Origin of the sequence: Bacillus sp. ISL-57 (genome assembly GCF_018613135.1) — a bacterium.
GTDB classification, from domain to species: Bacteria; Bacillota; Bacilli; order Bacillales; family DSM-1321; genus Peribacillus; species Peribacillus frigoritolerans.
In genome coordinates, this window is record NZ_JAGGQV010000030.1 from 14,922 (window position 1) to 32,867 (window position 17,946).

Here is a 17,946-nt window from a genome sequence, read left to right on the forward strand (position 1 = left end):
AGCAAAAGATGCTAGTAAAGGGAAAAAGGCCTTTGGATGATTCTTCACTAAGTTAAAAACATTTTCAATCCAACTTTCAACAGTTCCTTTTACTCGAAAAGACTCTAGTAGTTGCTGTTCCCCCCATCGCCCGAAACTATATGATATCATTCGTTGAAATTGGATGTATGAAGTTACCCTTTTAACAAATAAGAAAAGGCCTCCCACAGTAAACTGTGAGAGGCCTTCAACTTTAAAAATATTCACATGTTTGGTGAGCATTCATTCTGAATCCTCGTTAAACCCCTATATTTTAAGGGATTTAAGCGATGATTACATCATGCCGCCCATTCAATTAATAATTTAATAGGAAGTAACAAGGTAATAATATCAACACTTTTAGTCAAAGCCACCTAAAATAACTTCACATAGTGTCATGATATTTCAATGTCAGGTGAGCAAATAGGTGAGCATTTTCAATTATATTCTTATATATAACTGATATAAAGAACCTGAAAAAGCCCCCTTATTACAAGAGGAAGCATATTTTCAAATAAACCTAATCCTATACTATACCGGAAGGAGAAAAAATCATCATGAAAATGAAAAATTCCTTAAATCGAATTCAAGCTGCATTATTAAAGGAACACATAAATGAGTTTGAAGAAAAAGACGGCATTTTAACTGAGGCTTTCATTTTAGAAGGAACAGAAGATATGATTTTCTATGTTTATAAATCTCCATGCAAAACTGTGAAAGGTGCAATATTATTATAAAAATTGAGAGGAGATTTTATAAATGAACTTTCAAAAGATTCTTAATGGGTGTCTTGTTTTCTTCCTAGTATTGAATGTTTCAGCTTGTGGGAGTGATGATGTAAAAGGAAATGGTAAAACAACTCAATTGAGTCTAGAGGAAGCTGAGAAATTTGAAACAGGCTTTTTATATATAAGGTCACCATTTGAGAGCAGAAAAGAAGAAGAAGTTTTTAATATAAAGGAAATTGAACGTTTGGCTAAAGCAAAAAACGTTGACATAAATATTTATCATGCTAAAGAAGATACTTCAATGCTTGGTCTAAAACAGAACTCGTTAACACTTGCTTATTATCAAGATGGTGAAGTAAAAGAGAAACTAGATTTTATCGATCTCTCAGAAGATGACATTTATTTTAAAGTAGAAACATTTGTTCAAAGTCTGCAGCAAAAACATTCGAAATAGGTTAACTAAAATAAACTAAGTTAACTACTGAAATACGGGGATTTAAAAGTTAACTAGGAGGAGATTGCATGGATGAAGAGGTAGCAAGAATACTTGAAAAATTCTCTGATTTTCTTGAAGTAACGAATCCGATCAGTTATATGCTTCGTTGGATAGGATGGGTCATTATAAAAGGGCTTGCATGGCTTGTTGATTCCCTATCAAACATAACGGATTCAATCCTAGGATTAAAAATGTTTTATGACAGTGTTGAAATTACAAGTTTTGTAGAATTTCTTATTCCCCTTTCTGTGATATTGATGGGGTTTTCACTTCTCTACACAGGATATCAGCTCATTTTTCAAAAAAAGTTGGATCGTGAAGCCATTATAGTGAATGTTTTTTTGATAATGTTTTTTTTCGCTTTGATACAAGAAGGTATGGAAAAGGCAAATCAATTCACAGATAAAGCTATTCATGCTCTTGATGTTGTTGAAGAAGGTTCAATTAGTCAAGAAGTTATTAAAGACAATATAACTGACCTTGCTCAATTTGACGTAACGGGTTGGAATACAACTGAACTTAAACATCCGAACCGAATTCCAAAAGATCGAATTTTAAAAATTAATATCACACAATCTATTGATAAGGATTTTGAACTTGCTGGGGAAAAAATGACAGATACAGGGCGCGAGGTTTATTCTCATCGTTTGGAGTATGACGATGTAGGTAATGCCAAGAAGGTTAAATTAGATAATGGTTTCTTTACTACCTTTAAAGAAAAATATTATCGTTGGGACTGGAACTTTTGGACAATTGCAATCACTTTAGGAATAACGGCTTTTACAATGCTGATAATCGCTATAAAACTAGCAAAACTGTTCTTTGAGTTAACATTTAACTATGTATTAGCAATCATTATAGCCCCTGCTGATATTCATTCAGGGCAAAAGACAAAGCAAATTCTTCAAAGTATCCTAAATACTTTTCTAGTGACAATAATGATTTTCCTATCAATGAAAATTTATCTGATTGGTACAGAATTTATTAACGATAAATTGGATGGTGTCGCCTATTTAATTGCTTTATTTGCTTTCTCTCTTGCTGTAACTGACGGTCCCAATATCGTTGAACGGTTATTTGGAATTGATGCAGGACTGAAATCTAGCTGGGGAGCCATAGCTGGTGGTTATGCTGTTGCAAAAGGCGTAACCGGTGCAACAAAGGGTACTGCAAATACTCTGAAGGGATTATCAAGTGAAGGGAAATCGGCCGCATTGAAGGGTGTAAGTGGTATTGCAGGAGTTACCGGAATGGCACATGGCCTTAGAGCAGAAGTACGGGACCAACCCACAGAACGGACTTCGAATGGTTCTGAAAGTGGTCATTCTGCAGATTTAATGGCACAAGATCAAAATCAAGAAAAACAAAGTCCAAATGGTTCAGATGGTTCCAGAGAAATTGAAACTGGAACGCAAGAAGTTGCTTCCTCAATAGAACAAGAAATGGCAAAACAGCAACAAGGAGAAGGACAAACAGGAAAAGGGAAAGTAATAGGGTTGCATGATCAAATGGCTCTGAATGGTGTCTCCAGTAATGGAAAACGAAGTGCATCTGTAAACAGTGCATACTTCATACCATCTGGATCGCCAAGCCAAATGAATAATGGCGATATACAAAAAAATAAGAAAATGTCAGGTGACTACGACAGTTCCAGTCCTTCATTATCTTCCTTTTCACAATCAAATTATCCTTCGGTTTCATCTAAAATGCAAGGAGAGGCTAATATGAAAACACCACTACAAGAAAAAAGAACTGATCGAGAAACTCGTCATGTTGGAAGCATAATTTCTGATAATGTGCGGAACAGTCAATCAGTAAAAACGGTTAAACGCACCTATCAAATTGGTCAAAATACAGGCGAAATTCTAAGAAACAATATCGCTAAATTCCGTCGAAAAAACCAATAAAAAAGTGAAATGAAAGAGAAGATTCCCTTCTCTTTTTTTAAATAACATTTAATTAAATAGGGGGACGCGAAGGGGACATTGGTCGAAAATAGGGGGACACAAAGGGGACATTGATTAACATTTAGTGATATCACTAAATAACTGCTTTTTAATTATTATATAAGGCCCACATCAGTCCATCTGAAAAAGTTCAGGTATCCCACGTCAGCCCACCTATATCAATCAGGAGTCCCATGTCAGCCCACCTGAAAGAAATTAACGATATCATATAAAACACTAGGCTTTGCCTAGGATATCACCCTTGGTGATATCAGTTTTTCCTTATGCTCTTTCTCACTCTATAGCCTTTAAATCCAAATCTTGTATTCTACCCAAAAGGAGAGTTGAACAATGGATATTTTATTAAGAAATATAGATCCAGTAGCAATGAAAAAAATTGATGTAATGGCAAAAAGAAAATCAGTATCAAGGCAAGAATTTCTTAAATCAATTGTAGAAAAGGTTGCATATGAACCAGAAATAAATGAAAATGAACTCCGTTTAGAAAGTATAATTAAAATGCACTTTCAAATTATGAAGGAAGCAACAATTACAATTAATCGTTTTGAAAATTTATTAGTTGAATTAATGGAAGAATAAATATAGATCCATTTTCTCCTTTTTTCCTGAAGTTATCTTTTTTTAAATTCAAAGTAAAAAGAGAATGTAAAAGTCGAGGGCACACAAACATTTAACCAAAGGAGCAGGCAGCAGCTGTAAAATCCCAAAAGTACATCGCCCTATGAATTGTGACCAAAACCAATTTTTAGATATAAAAAAGACCTCCAACCAAAATGGTTGAGAGCCTTTGAAACGGTAATAGAATTGAGAACTGAGGTGCACGACGTGCGCCTCTTTATTGTTCATTTTTTAATAGACATTAGCCCTCGTATTCAATGTCAAAGCCTTTAATTTAACGAGTTTATTCTATTTAACATTACTTATCGTCTCTTTATGATTGTTCTCTAACAATTCGGACATCCACTACGATTACCATTTCTATTGTATATTCGTGCATCCCATTCGTGACTGCACTTTTTACATAACCACCAAACTTTAAAATGAGAGTTTGCAAAGTAAGCTTGCGGGCCCTTTTCATTTTTAGTTGGGTGCCACTCCTTAACTAGATCTGGATTTACAGCAGCTAAATTATTATCCGAATGCAACCTTCTATTCCCACAATCTGGACAGTTGTTGCCTCCTTGTGTTCTACTTGCAATTGTAGCAGGCCATTGATGCCCATGAATACAAACCCAATTTACTTTTTCATGACTTGCAACTTTAAAATTTTCTGGTTTTAAATCCCCATTCTTATGGAAATCCCATTCTTTTAAAAGTATAGGTCTAACATTGGCTAAGGAATTTTCATATTCCCAACGATCCATTAAATCTAAAATTGACACATTATCCCTTTCAATATTTATATCAGGACTTTGTTGAATATGATCAGTAAATATCCTTTCAAGACACGTTTGAAATGCTTTCATTGAATGATTTTTAAGATCATAAAAAAATGTATTCTGATTTGGTGATTTATATGTAGGACATTCCGGTTCTCGAATTCTAATGACCTTTGTATATGGCATTTTTTCTAGTAACGCAATGTCTTTTTTTATATCGCGCTTATAATCCTTATGATATAGACCTCCGTCATACTCAATTACTAACTTAATCGAAGAAATGTAAATATCCAAAACCATACGTGTGCCTAAAAGTCGTGTTTCCATCTCAACATCATCAAAATGTTTTTTTAAATAATAAAAAAGTGCATATGATTGTTTTGACACTTTCTTCGTTGTATTACACCTTTGACACCCTGTTCCACCACTTGTCCGATGTTTTGGAGTGGTTTTCCACTCATGTCCCTTCTTACATCTCCATAAAACCTTGTAAGATGAACCAGGTGTGACATCTTTTGCAGTCTTACTTTTATAATCAATACATTCAACCCATTCATTTGCAATATGTGGATAGAGATTAGCTAGACTGTTTGTTTCATTCACCCTTAAACCTCGACAGTATGGGCACCCACTACTCCTTCTTTTTCTAGTCATTTGTTTAATTGACATATCAAACGAATGACCTTTTTTACAAATCCAAAAAATCACAATATTGGATCCAGCAAGTACCTTATCTGGAGTTAATGAACTATTTCTCTCTTTGTCCCACATGGCTACTAGATCTGGTCTTCTTCCTAATAATGAACGTTCCAAACACACTTTTGAACCTTTGCAATACGGGCATCCTGTTCCATTAGATCTAGATGCTAATTTAGCCTCATAACGATGTCCCTCTTTGCATTTCCACCATACATCCTGTCTTCCTTTTGGAGGAACATCACTAGGCTTTATATCACCGTTTAATTCATAGTCCCATTCATTGGCCAATTCTGGATATTCACTTTCTAGGCTTTTCTTCATTTATTCCACTCCCCCAAAAACAGCCTCAGTTTATTCATATCCCAAATTTTCAATAATTAGACAATGGAGATGTGTCTTTCTTTTATTTTTTGTAGCTTTGAAAGAGGGCTTGAGCAAACACTAATAACCCTGATAAACAAAAAAAAGAGCCTGTAAATTAATCAAAACAGGTTCTTAATATTATTTATTCTTTTATAAAAAGGATTGATTTAAAAAAATACAAATAAACTTGAAAAATGAACAAATAGAATGAACCTGTTTTGAAAAAAGATTGATTATTTTCCTTACTATATAAAGAACTACCTCGGATATTCTTAAAAATTGCTAAATATAAAAGAGTAGGAAAGGATGCTCCCTACTCTTTTTATAATTCCAAAAGTAATTAGAAGATAATAAAAAGCAGAATTAATCATTTATTACTATAAGAATACGAGATTTAGTTACGAATATTTAGTTTTCACGAATCAATTTCAACAGATATTTCATTCTGTATGGCTACGTATAAATCAATATTTTCGTCTTCACTAATCACTGAAACAATCAATGAATATTGCATAGAAGGATCCGGTCTGTTCTTAGGGTTTTTAGTCCACCATCCGTGCTTTGGGAACACCGCAATGTATCCGCAGCTAGCTAACTCTGCAGCAGTAGTTTTCCAACGATCTGATTGGACAGTACCTCTGTTCCTACTCGTAGACCCTATTTCCCAGTCAATCCCGGATTTGAAACCTTTCTCCCCATCTTCTCTTTTCTCCTTGTTGATTCGCTTAAAAAACTCTTCATCTGATTCTGTTGGTCCCTGTAATTCCCAGGATAAAGATGCACCTTCATATGAATTTGTATAGAATTTAGGATTAGGTTCAATGAAAAATGATAAAGTAATTCTTAATTCCACTGAAGAAGATCCTAATTGTAACAGTACTTCACTTGGCCATGGGATTCTATAGTAATTCATGTCACGTACAATTTTTTTCTTACCACTTGATCGATCCTCATATCCACATTTAATTTCATCTTCAGCTATTAACGTTACTGCAGAATTTGCAGACTTACGAGCAAATTCCAAATCTGGAATACCATAACCAAAAGATCTAATCCGATCATTTTTACTAGGAAATTGTTGGATCATCGATTTACTCCAACTAGCAGAATGAATTAATAAACCCCTTATTGTAGCATTCCTAAGTCCTGGATTCTCGTACCAAACTTTAGCTAAGTAATTTGCAGCTTGCGGTGCTGCCATACTTGTTTGAGAAGTATTTACAAAAAGTTCTTCTAAAAATTTGTTATTAGTGGATAATAAACTTATTCCACCAAAAAAATCTTCAAACATATTCCCATTTACAATTACATTACCTGCTTCTAGAACAATTTCAGGTTTAATTGCGTGTTTTGTTGGACCTGTTGCACTATGGGGAGATAAACCTTCTCTTTCTGCTAAAATTTCGTATTCTTGGTAGTCACCTTCAAGAGGTATATGGTCTAATAACTTTGTGTAACCCCCAATGGTAATTGCATTTAAAGATTGTGCTGGGTCATCAATTTCAGTTGCCAAGTTTCTTGTCGGATACCCCTCTTTGTCTTTAGGAGAAACATTTCCTGCAGCAATTGTCATTAATCTTCCCTCTCCATTATTGTAACAAATCATATCAACCGCAGCCGACCAAGATGTTGGCTTCCCATTTAAAGGATCATCATGTTTTGCACCAATTGACATGTTAAATATTCTATTAATTCCGGGATTAGCCTCTTCAATTGTATTGATAGCATTAATAGTAGTCATTCCCCATAGATGTTCAGTCCCTATATCACCTAATGGAATTTTGACCGACTCTAAATAATGTGTAAGTTCTATAGGTCCTGTATCGGAGTGTTTAAGCAAATCTGTCAAGTCACCAAAGGCAGCTATACCACCTACTTCTGTTCCATGTCCAATTTCATCACCTGTTGAAGGGGAACTAGGGTCAATACTATGTAAACTATTAGTAGAAAATAATTCTTCAAGTAAGGGGTGACTATTATTAATTCCTGTATCTATCACAGAAATACGAGGTAACTCTCCTTTAGGATAATTTAATCTTTGGAGTAAATCTGAAACTTCAAAATTTTCAATCCCCTCTTTTATCATTTCATGAATTACTACTCTGGAAGGATTATGTATTTCAACTACAATGTTACTTTCTGTTACGAGCATTTCTAATTCACGAATTGTAGCATTTATTAAAACTACTTGTCTTTCTCCAAACTTTAATATATTACTAGAAACAAAAGAAGAATTAAACCGCTGAACAAGGGTAATAAATAAACTAATGCTACTTTCTGCTACCTGTTCCTCTAAAGATCCTCCTAGCAACCAAATTTCCCACCAAAACTTTTTGTCTTTATCGTCTGGCCAATAACTCTTGTCACCTACATAAAGCTCTTCTATCAAAGTCTCTTTAATAGAATCTATGCTAGCTACTAAATCATTGTTTTTAGGTTTACCATTTGCGGTAGTTTCTTTTTCATAAGCAGTTAGTTTTTTTTCAACAACATCAAATCCCTTTTTTGGAACTCTCGCAACGGCAAAAGGTATTTTTTCTCTCTCACCTTGAATAATTACTTCTACACCTGATTTTTTATCTCCTATAGATTCGAATTTTAGATCATGATTCTCCTTACCGTAAAATGTAACTAATGATGCTTCTTTTTTTTCAGTTTCTATTTTTAGTTTTTTTAAATTTTCTAGCTCTTTACGGATTTTTGACACATGTTCTTCTCGATTTCTAACTGGAACATTAAAGTCCATAGATACTGTTTTCGGTGACTTGAATTTTTCTCTTTTTACGCCTCTTAATATCAAATGATCTAAGTTATATTCTTTCATTAGTAATCCCCCAATTTTTAATTATTCGGATTCATTGATTTTCTCTCTATTATTGTCTTTTCAAGAATTTCTTGAGTTAAAGTTTTATCCCCAAAAAGTATAGAAGTCTTTATCCCCTCTGCTACTGCCTTTACTATTTCTGCATAGCTCATACCTTCAGAAATGCTAATCAATTCATTATAATTGTTGATCTTTGAAGGGAAGTTTTTTGTTTTTAGCTTAAGTAAGCTCATCGCCTCTTCTTTTCCTGGTTTAGGAAATTCTATTACATCATCAAACCTTCTATATAGTGCAAAATCTAACATTTCATTGTAATTTGTTGCTGAAATTATCAAACTATTCCCACTGAAATTTTCGAGTAAGATTAGAAAGGTACTTAATACTCTTCGTACTTCTCCTACATCTCTTTGATCTCCCCTTGTAGTACCTATAGAATCAAATTCATCAAAAAGATATACTCCTGGTGTATTCTCCATTGAATTAAATATACTTCTAAGATGAACTGAGGTTTCACCTAAATACCTAGAAATAAGTCCTTCTAATTTAACAACAAATAACGGTAATCCCAGTTCATTTGATAAAACTTTTGCAGACAATGTTTTTCCATTACCAGGTGGACCAACAAGTAATAACTTCTTCTTATAGTCTAGTCCATAAGAACTCAGTAAGTTATAACTTCTCCATTCAGTTAAAACTCGTTTTAATTTTTCTTTTGTGTCAGCTGATAGTATCATTTCATTAAATTTGTCTCTCGGATAACTAGATTGTAGTAGCTCTGACATATTGCTTTTTGGTAACGAAACTTTTAATTCAGGAGCAACTTTCCCAGCAGATTGTCCAAATGAAGGGGATACATTATCAATTAACTTTCTAATATCATTTGCTACCTTAACATGACCTGATGATGCTTCTTGAGCAGCAATTTGAAGTGCTACCTGTCGAAACTTATTATTGTCTCCAGAAATATGTGCCTTTATTAGTGCCTTTATAAATTCTGCCTTAGCCATTTTTATATTCCTCCTATGAATTAATAGGAAAGATCAATTTTTCACATTCGCATTTTACATTAACTTACATATAAATCAATATTATTTTTCTTAATAGTTTGAGTAGATCTCAAATACTTTTTATATAATTTTTTTTGTTTGATAACTAAAATGTCAATAAACCCAGCGTAATTAGAAGCAGCCTATCTGTAAGCAGCAAGAAGCCTCCTAAAAAATTGATACTTCATTTAAGTATTTCCTTAAGTATTCTTTCCAAATCAATCACTGTACATATAAATCTTATTTCACTGCATATTTTCTAGAAGTTTAATTATAGGTACATATGCAATTCATTAATACAAACATATTCACATTCATAATATTATAATAATAAGTAAAAATTAATTTACTTCTTAACTAAATTAATATCCAACTATTGTACTCATGCCTTATATTACTCCTATATATCTTTTATGAGAACGATTTTGACAAATATTCATTGGAACACCATATAAATGCCATACCCAAGATACTGCGAACCCTATAACCGCAATACCGAAATCTAAAAACATCTGCTTCTTATTTTCCTTTTAAAAAAAAATTTCAAATCCATCTATTATTGAACCAATCACTAATAAAAGAATTATATATTTTATGAAATTAAAATTAATATCGTTAATTAAACTTAATATTAAAATTAAGCCCACTGCTATTATCATTAAATATCTAATCAGTATAAATGGTTTAGTACTTTCTCTTTTTTCAAAAACAATCCCATTACAAACACCGCCTAATATATCCTGCCTTGTTAGTCAACTAAGGAACAGGCTATCGTGTCAGTACATTTAATCACTGTATTTTTATTATATCTCTTATGGAATTAACCTGCCCCTTTGGTTCCATAAGAAAAAGAAAAAGGACTCCAGAAAGTTAGTTAGGGGTAGCACTGTTTTACTGAAAGGATAATGTTTTTTTTCATTTTTGGAGAAATTCGTTTGATTAGGCTGATCGCAATATGGCAGTATCCCTAATACAAAATTAAAAGGAATGACCCTGTACAATACAGGATCATTCCTCACGAGTTGCTTATAAATATGTGTCTAACTTTGGGTTCACTTCAAGTTATACAGTTCTCTTTTACCACTATTATTTCAAAACAATTTAGTTTAACCAATTTTTAATATAATCAATAGGGAATTTTTTTTGAGATCTAAATTAGAAAGTTCTTCTTCATCAAAAGTATTAACTATCATTAAATCTCACTAGTCGATTGTCTTGATCACTATAATACATTTCTGGTATTCTTTTACATTCTTCACCCAACTCGTAATCAGTAATTTGATTCTTTTGAACTCTATTTAATTTGGAAATAATCTCTTCTTGAATCTCAGACATACAGCAAATATAACTTTACTTGTGTGGAACACTAAGTTTTTTTATACTTCAAAACTGTAATTTCAAATATTTCCTACGTATTTTTCGCCTAATATTAATACATAAAACTCGCTATAATATAGTAAACATAAAGTAGAAAACTAATTGTGACTAAGGAAATTGAACAGATATTTATTAATTTTGAATACCCTACCTTCTTAATAAGAAGGTAGATTAGTAAGAAAAGACCTAGAATAATCAATTGTATAATAAATGTTATATAGATATATGCTTTTAAAGACTCTCCTCCTCCAATGTACATACCTAGACCTACTACAACAATGCCTACTATGCCATATATCCCAGCAATACTATTTAGGTTGCTACTCTTAAATTTTACTGTTTGAACTGGAAAGAATGATATTCCTAACACCATGAAACTTATCAAAATATGAAGTAAAAATGCTAACACGATTATATCTCCTATCTTCTCCTAATCGCATTTGATGCTCTATATAATTTAGATTTTAGAGAATTTTTTCTAGCTTTTTTAATTCCTTGTAACCTTCTTACAGGTGTTTTTTTCAAATGTTTTTTAGGATTAGTTACTAATCTTTTAGAATGCCTTCCATATTGCTTAATATTACCAACCAATTTTTTCGATTTGCTTGCTCTCATTACTGCCTTTCCTTTAGAAATAAAACCCAACGCTCTACCTGCGCCTGTCCACATCAAACCACTACCAGCACCTCTTAGAGCGGCTTTCCCAGCACCTTTCCAAGTAGATTTCTTCCTATTTTTGTAATAATATTTTCCTACCTGCACAGCTGCTCCAATCCCAGCAGCTGCAGCATAATGCCAATAATGTCCGTCTGGATCCACCATCATAATCGGATTATTTCCAACATAATTATACCCATTTTGAGTAAGAATATCATCTTCATCACCAGGATCTGGATCAAGTGATAAAAAGACGCCATGGGTTGGCTGATAATATCTTGCCATTAAATAATAGAGACCCGTCTCTTCATCAAACTGATATCCCGCATAACGGAATGGGTTTTCTAGTGCAATACCGGTACGTTTTATTTCTAATGGATTCCCCCAATTATCATAAGAATAAGAAGCTACGATATTCCCAGATTTATCTGTTAATGCAACAACATCCCCACGTGGATTATAGTGATAGTAATAAGTGTCTAAAACGGATGTTCCACTATGTTTATTAAATGCAAAAAGTTGACCATCTACACCATACACATAAGATCTTAGTACTTGATCACTTGCATTCGTTTCATATAACACGTTTAAACTGTCTCCATCATAGATATAATTTGTAATGGTTCCCTTTACATTTTTCTGGATTCTTCTACCATCGTCATCATATTTATAATCTGCAAAAGGAGAGGTATCTCCTTTTTTATAAACGGCAATTAACTGATCAGCGGCATTCCATTCGTATGTGTAAGTACCATCTTCAAGTCGATTACCATTGGCATCATACTTTATTGTTTCGTTCCCATAAGTTATAAGTTGATTCATCAGATTATAGGAAGCCGTTATTGCAGGTTGACTACCCACCTTTTGAGAGATTCTGTTCCCGAATCCATCATATTTATACTCATTTATTGTTCCATCTTGTAATGTCTCATTGGTTAATTGATCAAGGGCATCATACGTAAACTGAGCAGTACTGCCATTATTATAGACGATTTCTGTTCGATTACCATTAGCGTCGTAGGTGTATGTTTCATCAATAACTGTTGTCACTGCACCTGTTGCTGCATCTACTTTATTCGTAGACATGGAAATGACTTGTCCAGCTTGATCATAGACGTATGTTGTTCCCACTCCATTTGCTGGTGTATAAGTTGTGACATTTCCAGATTCATCATAATCAAGTCGAAACGTATTGCTATTGTTTTTTACAACCGTGTTTTGTTCTAGTTTGTTATATTCATAACTAATGGTTTGATCCGTACCCTGGTGTGAAAAAGATGTACTTTGCAACTTATCAGAATCAGTTGGATAGTTCCATGATACAGTACCTAGTGTGGTATTATTCTTTTTCAACACTTGACTAGTTATTCGATTTTTCGCATCAAAAACTTGTTCTTTTTTCAATTGATTAATCGAATCTATTATGGATGTTTCATTACTATTTTTATCTTTTACAAATTCAAATGCTAGATCATCATTATAATAAATCTTATCGATACGGTCTGCATTATCATACGTATTTTTTATAAATTGCCCATTAGGAAGATGAGTTTGAACTAAATTGTCATTATCGTCATAGGTGTAACTTGTTTTTTGATTTAAAGGGTCACTTACAGATATTAATTTATTATCCTCATCATATTCATAGTTATATTCTTGTTTTTTACTCTCTGCAGTTATACCTTTTACTGTGTTATTCCCATTCTTATCATAATCATATGAAACAACTGCATCATTTGGTAAAGAAAGGGATTTTATTTGATTATTAGAATCATATGAATAAGTTTTTTTAGAACCTTCAGGGTTCGTTTCATTCATAATATTTCCAACTTCATCATATTTTTCTAATCTGACCCTTCCAAGAACATCCGTTGTTTTTTCAGCATAGTTCTTCTTCGCATCATATTCAACTGTAGATAAGACATTCCCTTCTATAAGTCGAAATGCATCAAACCATACTGTACCTATATTATTCCCTCTGAAAATACCATAAAAATCAATGGATTCTATTGCTTTTTTTGCATCAATGTAAAGAACAGCCCGATTCCAGTCCTGAGTGCCTAATGGGAACGGAGTGTTCCTAGATTCAGAGGTTCCATCCGCATATTTAATATTAGCCCAAATTGAATAGTCTGAATTTGAAACTTTCTCAACTGAATTCGTAACATTCTCGCTCTTAGAAACCGCAGTTAAACTAATCGGCTTAGGGTTATTTATTGACTGGTTCAATACGAAAGTCTGTCTATAATGAATTCGATCTTGAGTTGTTGAAGTTCTTACCATGTTGACAGATTGATTTCCATCATAGGACTCTGTATCCACAATACTTGCAGAACCTGAAGCAAGTACCCATCCTGTTTTCCCTTGCTCAAAACTACCATTGATAACTGGATTGTAAGAAGATGATACATCTGCCTTTTCTAATTGAATACGATCAAACCAAGCCTCACCGGAAGTAGTTGAATGATTATGATCAACCTCTAAATATAGGCGAACATTATTGACATTCGAAGCTGTCTTAAATGTGACTTGTCGCTTTGTCCAAGAATTCGTCCCTCTTAAAGCCGAATACTTATTGTTATTATATTGTACAAGTGTACTTCCATTTAATTGAGCAACATTCAAAAATGCTTTTGCATTCTTTAAATTATTAGTTTTTATATCTACACTAAAAGTATATGTTTGATTAGGTTCTACTGGAATTACTTGAGTATAAGATGAATAACCAAGCTCTGTTCCTGTAGTTGTAGATTGTGTCGTTAGTTTTAACGCTTGTTTTCCACCTAATGGTTGAAACTCTTTTTCAGGTGTTGTTACTAATGAACCTACACTACTATCATTTGAGTTAGTTAGCGTCCAACTATTAAGATTATCTTCAAAACTAGAATTCGTAACAAGATTGTTTGCCCCAGATAGAGCTGAACTTGATTCAATCTCATTTCCATAGTCGTCGAACTTAGATACAGAAGAAATTGCTCTTCCTTCATCAGTTTCAGAAGTAGGATTTAATCCATCATACGCAATGGTCGTTTTTTCGCCTTCAGTGTCAACCAACTCAACTATGTCATTGTTTTCGTTGTACTTGTAAGTCTCCGTTCCATAACTATCTGTCGTAGAAGTGATATTCCCATCTTTATCATATTTAAAGGATTCAGTAGCTGTTGAGCTAACATCTTTTGGATCCCAAGATTTTATTAAATTATTCCCTTGGTATTCATATTTTGATTCAAGGTTATAGTTTTCACCTGTTTGGCCAGGGGAGTATGCATCGATTTGCTTAACTGGATTAGCTGCAGCATTATATTCATAGAATGATTTATTTCCTCTTGGGTTCGTAACCGTTAATGTCCTCTTTGCCAAATCATAAGCAAACGTTGTGCTTTTTCCTTTAGGGTTTGTTACTTTTTGTATGCGTTTCTCACTTGTATTATATTCATAAGATGTTTCTACAAGTTTATCAGCAGTACTTTTTGGATCAATAACCTTTGATAGCAGTTTATTAGAATTATATTCGTACTTCGACACTTCATTATTAGAATTTGTTACTGAGATTAATTGATCATTGTTATAGGAGTATGAAGTTGAACGACCTTTAGGATCTGTAATTTTTGATACTAATCCATTTTGATATTCTAACGTTAGTTTTCTACCAGAAGCGTCTGTGATTGTTGTTAATTGGCCATCGACATATCCATAGGTGGTTTTGTTACTTTCCTTTTGTGCATCACGAATTTCTTTGATTTTACCAGTCGTTTTATCAAAATAAACTTTTGATTGATCTTTAGAAGTTAAAATAAAATCAGTAGTCGTATCTGTAAGTTCAAGATATACACCAGTAGGAGCCTCATATGTTCCATCGGATTTCTTTACAAAACTATGAATGCTTCCATCCTCATCAATAAATTTGATATAGGAAGACTCTAGTTTAATACTCATCTCAGCATCACTATACCAGCCTAAACCAAATAGCCCCTTAGTTGTAGACATACTGTTATAGGTTCTTCCAATACTTAATCCAGGTCCTCTACCGTCTATTGAGTAGTCTGTTTCGTCTATGATTAAGTTTCCTGTTGCAGCATTAACTGTTCCGTTATTTACACCGATTCCAGTCCAAAAATCTTCCATTCCTAAGAAATCTTCTGCTCCTGGAATGGTTGGTTTAAATATGCCTGACCAGCTACTTTCAGGGTGTCCAGCATCACTGAAAGCCTTAATTTTAAACCAATAGTTTGTCGAATTTGGATACGTTCCTTTAGAATTTCTATATACAGGAGAAGGATCTAAAGCCAGCTCAGTACCTTCGCCTTTTAGATTTAATTTATATGCACCTGCATCAATCTGAGCTTGTGTAGGCCAGAGCTTTTTATTTTGTGTAGTCCATGAAGTAGTATCTTTATCAACTGATGCTACTTCTTCATACTCAATTCCGTTGTATAGAGCAATTTTATAGCCATCTGCACCTTCAACGGGTTCCCAATCTAAGTTTACATAGCCGGATTTTTCATTCATTGTATTTGCGTATGGACGACCTGTTGGGGTTTTCGGTGTTTCCATTGGCATATAAATTTTTGTTGCCGTGGATTGAGGGCTGTCCCCACCTGGATAAACCGCCACCACTCTCACCCAATAATTTCTACTATTAGGATAAGTACCACCATCAGCTGCTGCATTTAAGTATACTGGATTAGGGTTGAATGCTAATTCAGTTCCTTTATTATCAGTACTTAAAGCATAAGAGCCAGAATCAATCTGAGTTTGTGTAGGCCATATTTTTTTCCCTTTTGTGCTCCAACTTGTTACGTCCCCCACATTAAATGCTGTATAATCCTTGCCATTATACAGTAATACTTTATATCCAGTAGCACCAGCAATTTTATTCCAACTAACGTTAAGATATCCAGTTTCAGTATTTGTACCGTTGGATGTTGCGGTTACGGTTGGTGCTGGAAGGGCATCATAATGGTAAGTAACAGATAAATAGGGTTTTAACGTCGAATTATCTGAAGAAACAATTTTCTTCCAGAAGTCTTGTCCATTACCGTTCACATGAAGTTTAAATCCATTATTGGCTTTTGTACCTGCAGCCCATGCTTTCACGGTATTTAACACATTAAACTGTACCCATTCATCTCTTCCTGCATTTATATTTCCAATATTCGTGGAACTAGGTTTATTGTCCCAGGTTAAGGTAGAAGCATCCCAATTACCTGACACCTCATCTAACCATAAACCATTCTTTGTTGTCGCATTATAAGCGTGTGTTACATAGACATTTAAAGTAGCTGAATCAATAACTGCTTTATCAATCTTCGAAACATTCTGTTTTAAGAACGCATAATTTGTGCCAGTTGTACTATCATAGGAACCAATTTTTAATACATATTGTTCTTTACTTGCATCCCACTTTTTCGTTGCTGTCCCGTAATTTGTTGTTGGGTAAGCACTCATGACAAATGCATCAGAAGCTGTAGCTAGAGATGTTGTAGGATCAATATACACAGGATATTTTCTTTCAGGGTCAGTTAACCAATCCTCATTAGCAGTTACCTTTAGAATATAGCCATCTTCAATTTTTTTTAAATGATATTCAACATCATCAGAACTCATAGTTTCTGTTGACAGTGGATCAATATTCGAATCTGTCATAAACGGTGCTGGAAGAGTAAATATTGTTTCGTCGTTCTTTTGATTTTTATAGAATGTTATTGAACCATCTTTTTCTTTTTCTGCTACTAAATCAGTTGTTAATTTAAAAGTAAAGGTGTTTATCCCATTATATGAATGTAGTATTATATCTTCCTTAACATTTTCATTAAATGTGATATTTCGTAAATCAATATCAGGAAAAATATTTTTATGATATATTTTATTATCTGTAATTGTTGATGCAACATCTGTAGCAGGTATATTTCCATCTTTCCCTGATGCTTCTAAAATTGAAAAGGAAACTGATTCATTTTCAATAGTAAACGTTGCATACTCACCATTATTCATCTTCTCTAAAAATGTTGAGTTTAATAATGTATTTTTTGTTTCTATAATCGTTTGATTTGCTACTTTATTTTCTTGTAAATCCGTAGAAACCTCTTGCCATTCCCCCTCATTCTCAATGTGTACAGGATCAAAGTATATGTTCTTTGTAAATGTACCATCACCGTTATCATACACTTTTGAATTATTTGTTCTTTCCTCGGGTAATTCTTTCTTCTTTTGCTTTTGGACAGTAGGTTCATTCTCTTTTTCATTTCCCTTTTTGTCTGTATCACTTATTGTTTGATTAGTTTCTGTTGTTGCTAATGCTTCATATGGAATTAATGTGAAGACTAACAAAAAAGATAATAACCAAATTAAGCATTTAACATACCTCTGTTTCCCCATGAATTTTCTCCTTT

8 protein-coding genes are annotated in these 17,946 nt (G+C 33.5%); 4 read left to right on the forward strand and 4 right to left on the reverse strand.

Translation table 11 applies throughout. The features are described 5' to 3' along the window. Window positions 1-575 precede the first annotated feature (575 nt). From J7I90_RS24810 to J7I90_RS24825, 4 genes are all read left to right on the forward strand, one after another. Complete coding sequence (locus J7I90_RS24810; protein WP_214774302.1) at window positions 576-755, forward strand: hypothetical protein; 180 nt, start codon at window positions 576-578, stop codon at window positions 753-755. A 22-nt stretch (window positions 756-777) separates the two neighbouring features. Continuing rightward, entirely contained in the window at window positions 778-1,200 is a 423-nt protein-coding gene (locus J7I90_RS24815; RefSeq protein ID WP_214774304.1) for a hypothetical protein, read from the forward strand. A gap of 68 nt (window positions 1,201-1,268) precedes the next feature. Beyond that, on the forward strand, window positions 1,269-3,149 hold the full coding sequence (locus J7I90_RS24820) for a pLS20_p028 family conjugation system transmembrane protein (RefSeq protein ID WP_214774306.1): 1,881 nt from the start codon (window positions 1,269-1,271) through the stop codon (window positions 3,147-3,149). A 390-nt stretch (window positions 3,150-3,539) separates the two neighbouring features. Continuing rightward, entirely contained in the window at window positions 3,540-3,788 is a 249-nt protein-coding gene (locus J7I90_RS24825) for a hypothetical protein (protein WP_214774308.1), read from the forward strand. Between the two features lie 365 nt (window positions 3,789-4,153). On the opposite strand, the gene J7I90_RS24830 is transcribed toward J7I90_RS24825, so the two are convergent. The 4 genes from J7I90_RS24830 to J7I90_RS24845 form a co-directional block, all read right to left on the reverse strand. Further along, the gene (locus tag J7I90_RS24830) at window positions 4,154-5,608 is read right to left on the reverse strand and encodes a zinc-ribbon domain-containing protein (protein WP_214774310.1); all 1,455 of its coding nucleotides are present in this window, start codon (window positions 5,606-5,608) and stop codon (window positions 4,154-4,156) included. Window positions 5,609-6,065: 457 nt separating this feature from the next. Then, window positions 6,066-8,474, reverse strand: a complete 2,409-nt coding sequence (locus J7I90_RS24835) for a S8 family peptidase (RefSeq protein ID WP_214774312.1) — start codon at window positions 8,472-8,474, stop codon at window positions 6,066-6,068. A gap of 17 nt (window positions 8,475-8,491) precedes the next feature. Continuing rightward, the gene (locus tag J7I90_RS24840; protein ID WP_214774314.1) at window positions 8,492-9,481 is read right to left on the reverse strand and encodes an AAA family ATPase; all 990 of its coding nucleotides are present in this window, start codon (window positions 9,479-9,481) and stop codon (window positions 8,492-8,494) included. A gap of 1,836 nt (window positions 9,482-11,317) precedes the next feature. Further along, entirely contained in the window at window positions 11,318-17,932 is a 6,615-nt protein-coding gene (locus J7I90_RS24845; RefSeq protein ID WP_214774315.1) for a DNRLRE domain-containing protein, read from the reverse strand. Between the last annotated feature and the right edge of the window lie 14 nt (window positions 17,933-17,946).

Coding starts and splice junctions, on each gene's coding strand:
- J7I90_RS24845 (WP_214774315.1), bottom strand. CDS start 17,932: ATGGGGAAACAGAGGTATGTTAAATGCTTAATTTGGTTATTATCTTTT.
- J7I90_RS24825 (WP_214774308.1), top strand. CDS start 3,540: ATGGATATTTTATTAAGAAATATAGATCCAGTAGCAATGAAAAAAATT.
- J7I90_RS24835 (WP_214774312.1), bottom strand. CDS start 8,474: ATGAAAGAATATAACTTAGATCATTTGATATTAAGAGGCGTAAAAAGA.
- J7I90_RS24840 (WP_214774314.1), bottom strand. CDS start 9,481: ATGGCTAAGGCAGAATTTATAAAGGCACTAATAAAGGCACATATTTCT.
- J7I90_RS24810 (WP_214774302.1), top strand. CDS start 576: ATGAAAATGAAAAATTCCTTAAATCGAATTCAAGCTGCATTATTAAAG.
- J7I90_RS24820 (WP_214774306.1), top strand. CDS start 1,269: ATGGATGAAGAGGTAGCAAGAATACTTGAAAAATTCTCTGATTTTCTT.
- J7I90_RS24815 (WP_214774304.1), top strand. CDS start 778: ATGAACTTTCAAAAGATTCTTAATGGGTGTCTTGTTTTCTTCCTAGTA.
- J7I90_RS24830 (WP_214774310.1), bottom strand. CDS start 5,608: ATGAAGAAAAGCCTAGAAAGTGAATATCCAGAATTGGCCAATGAATGG.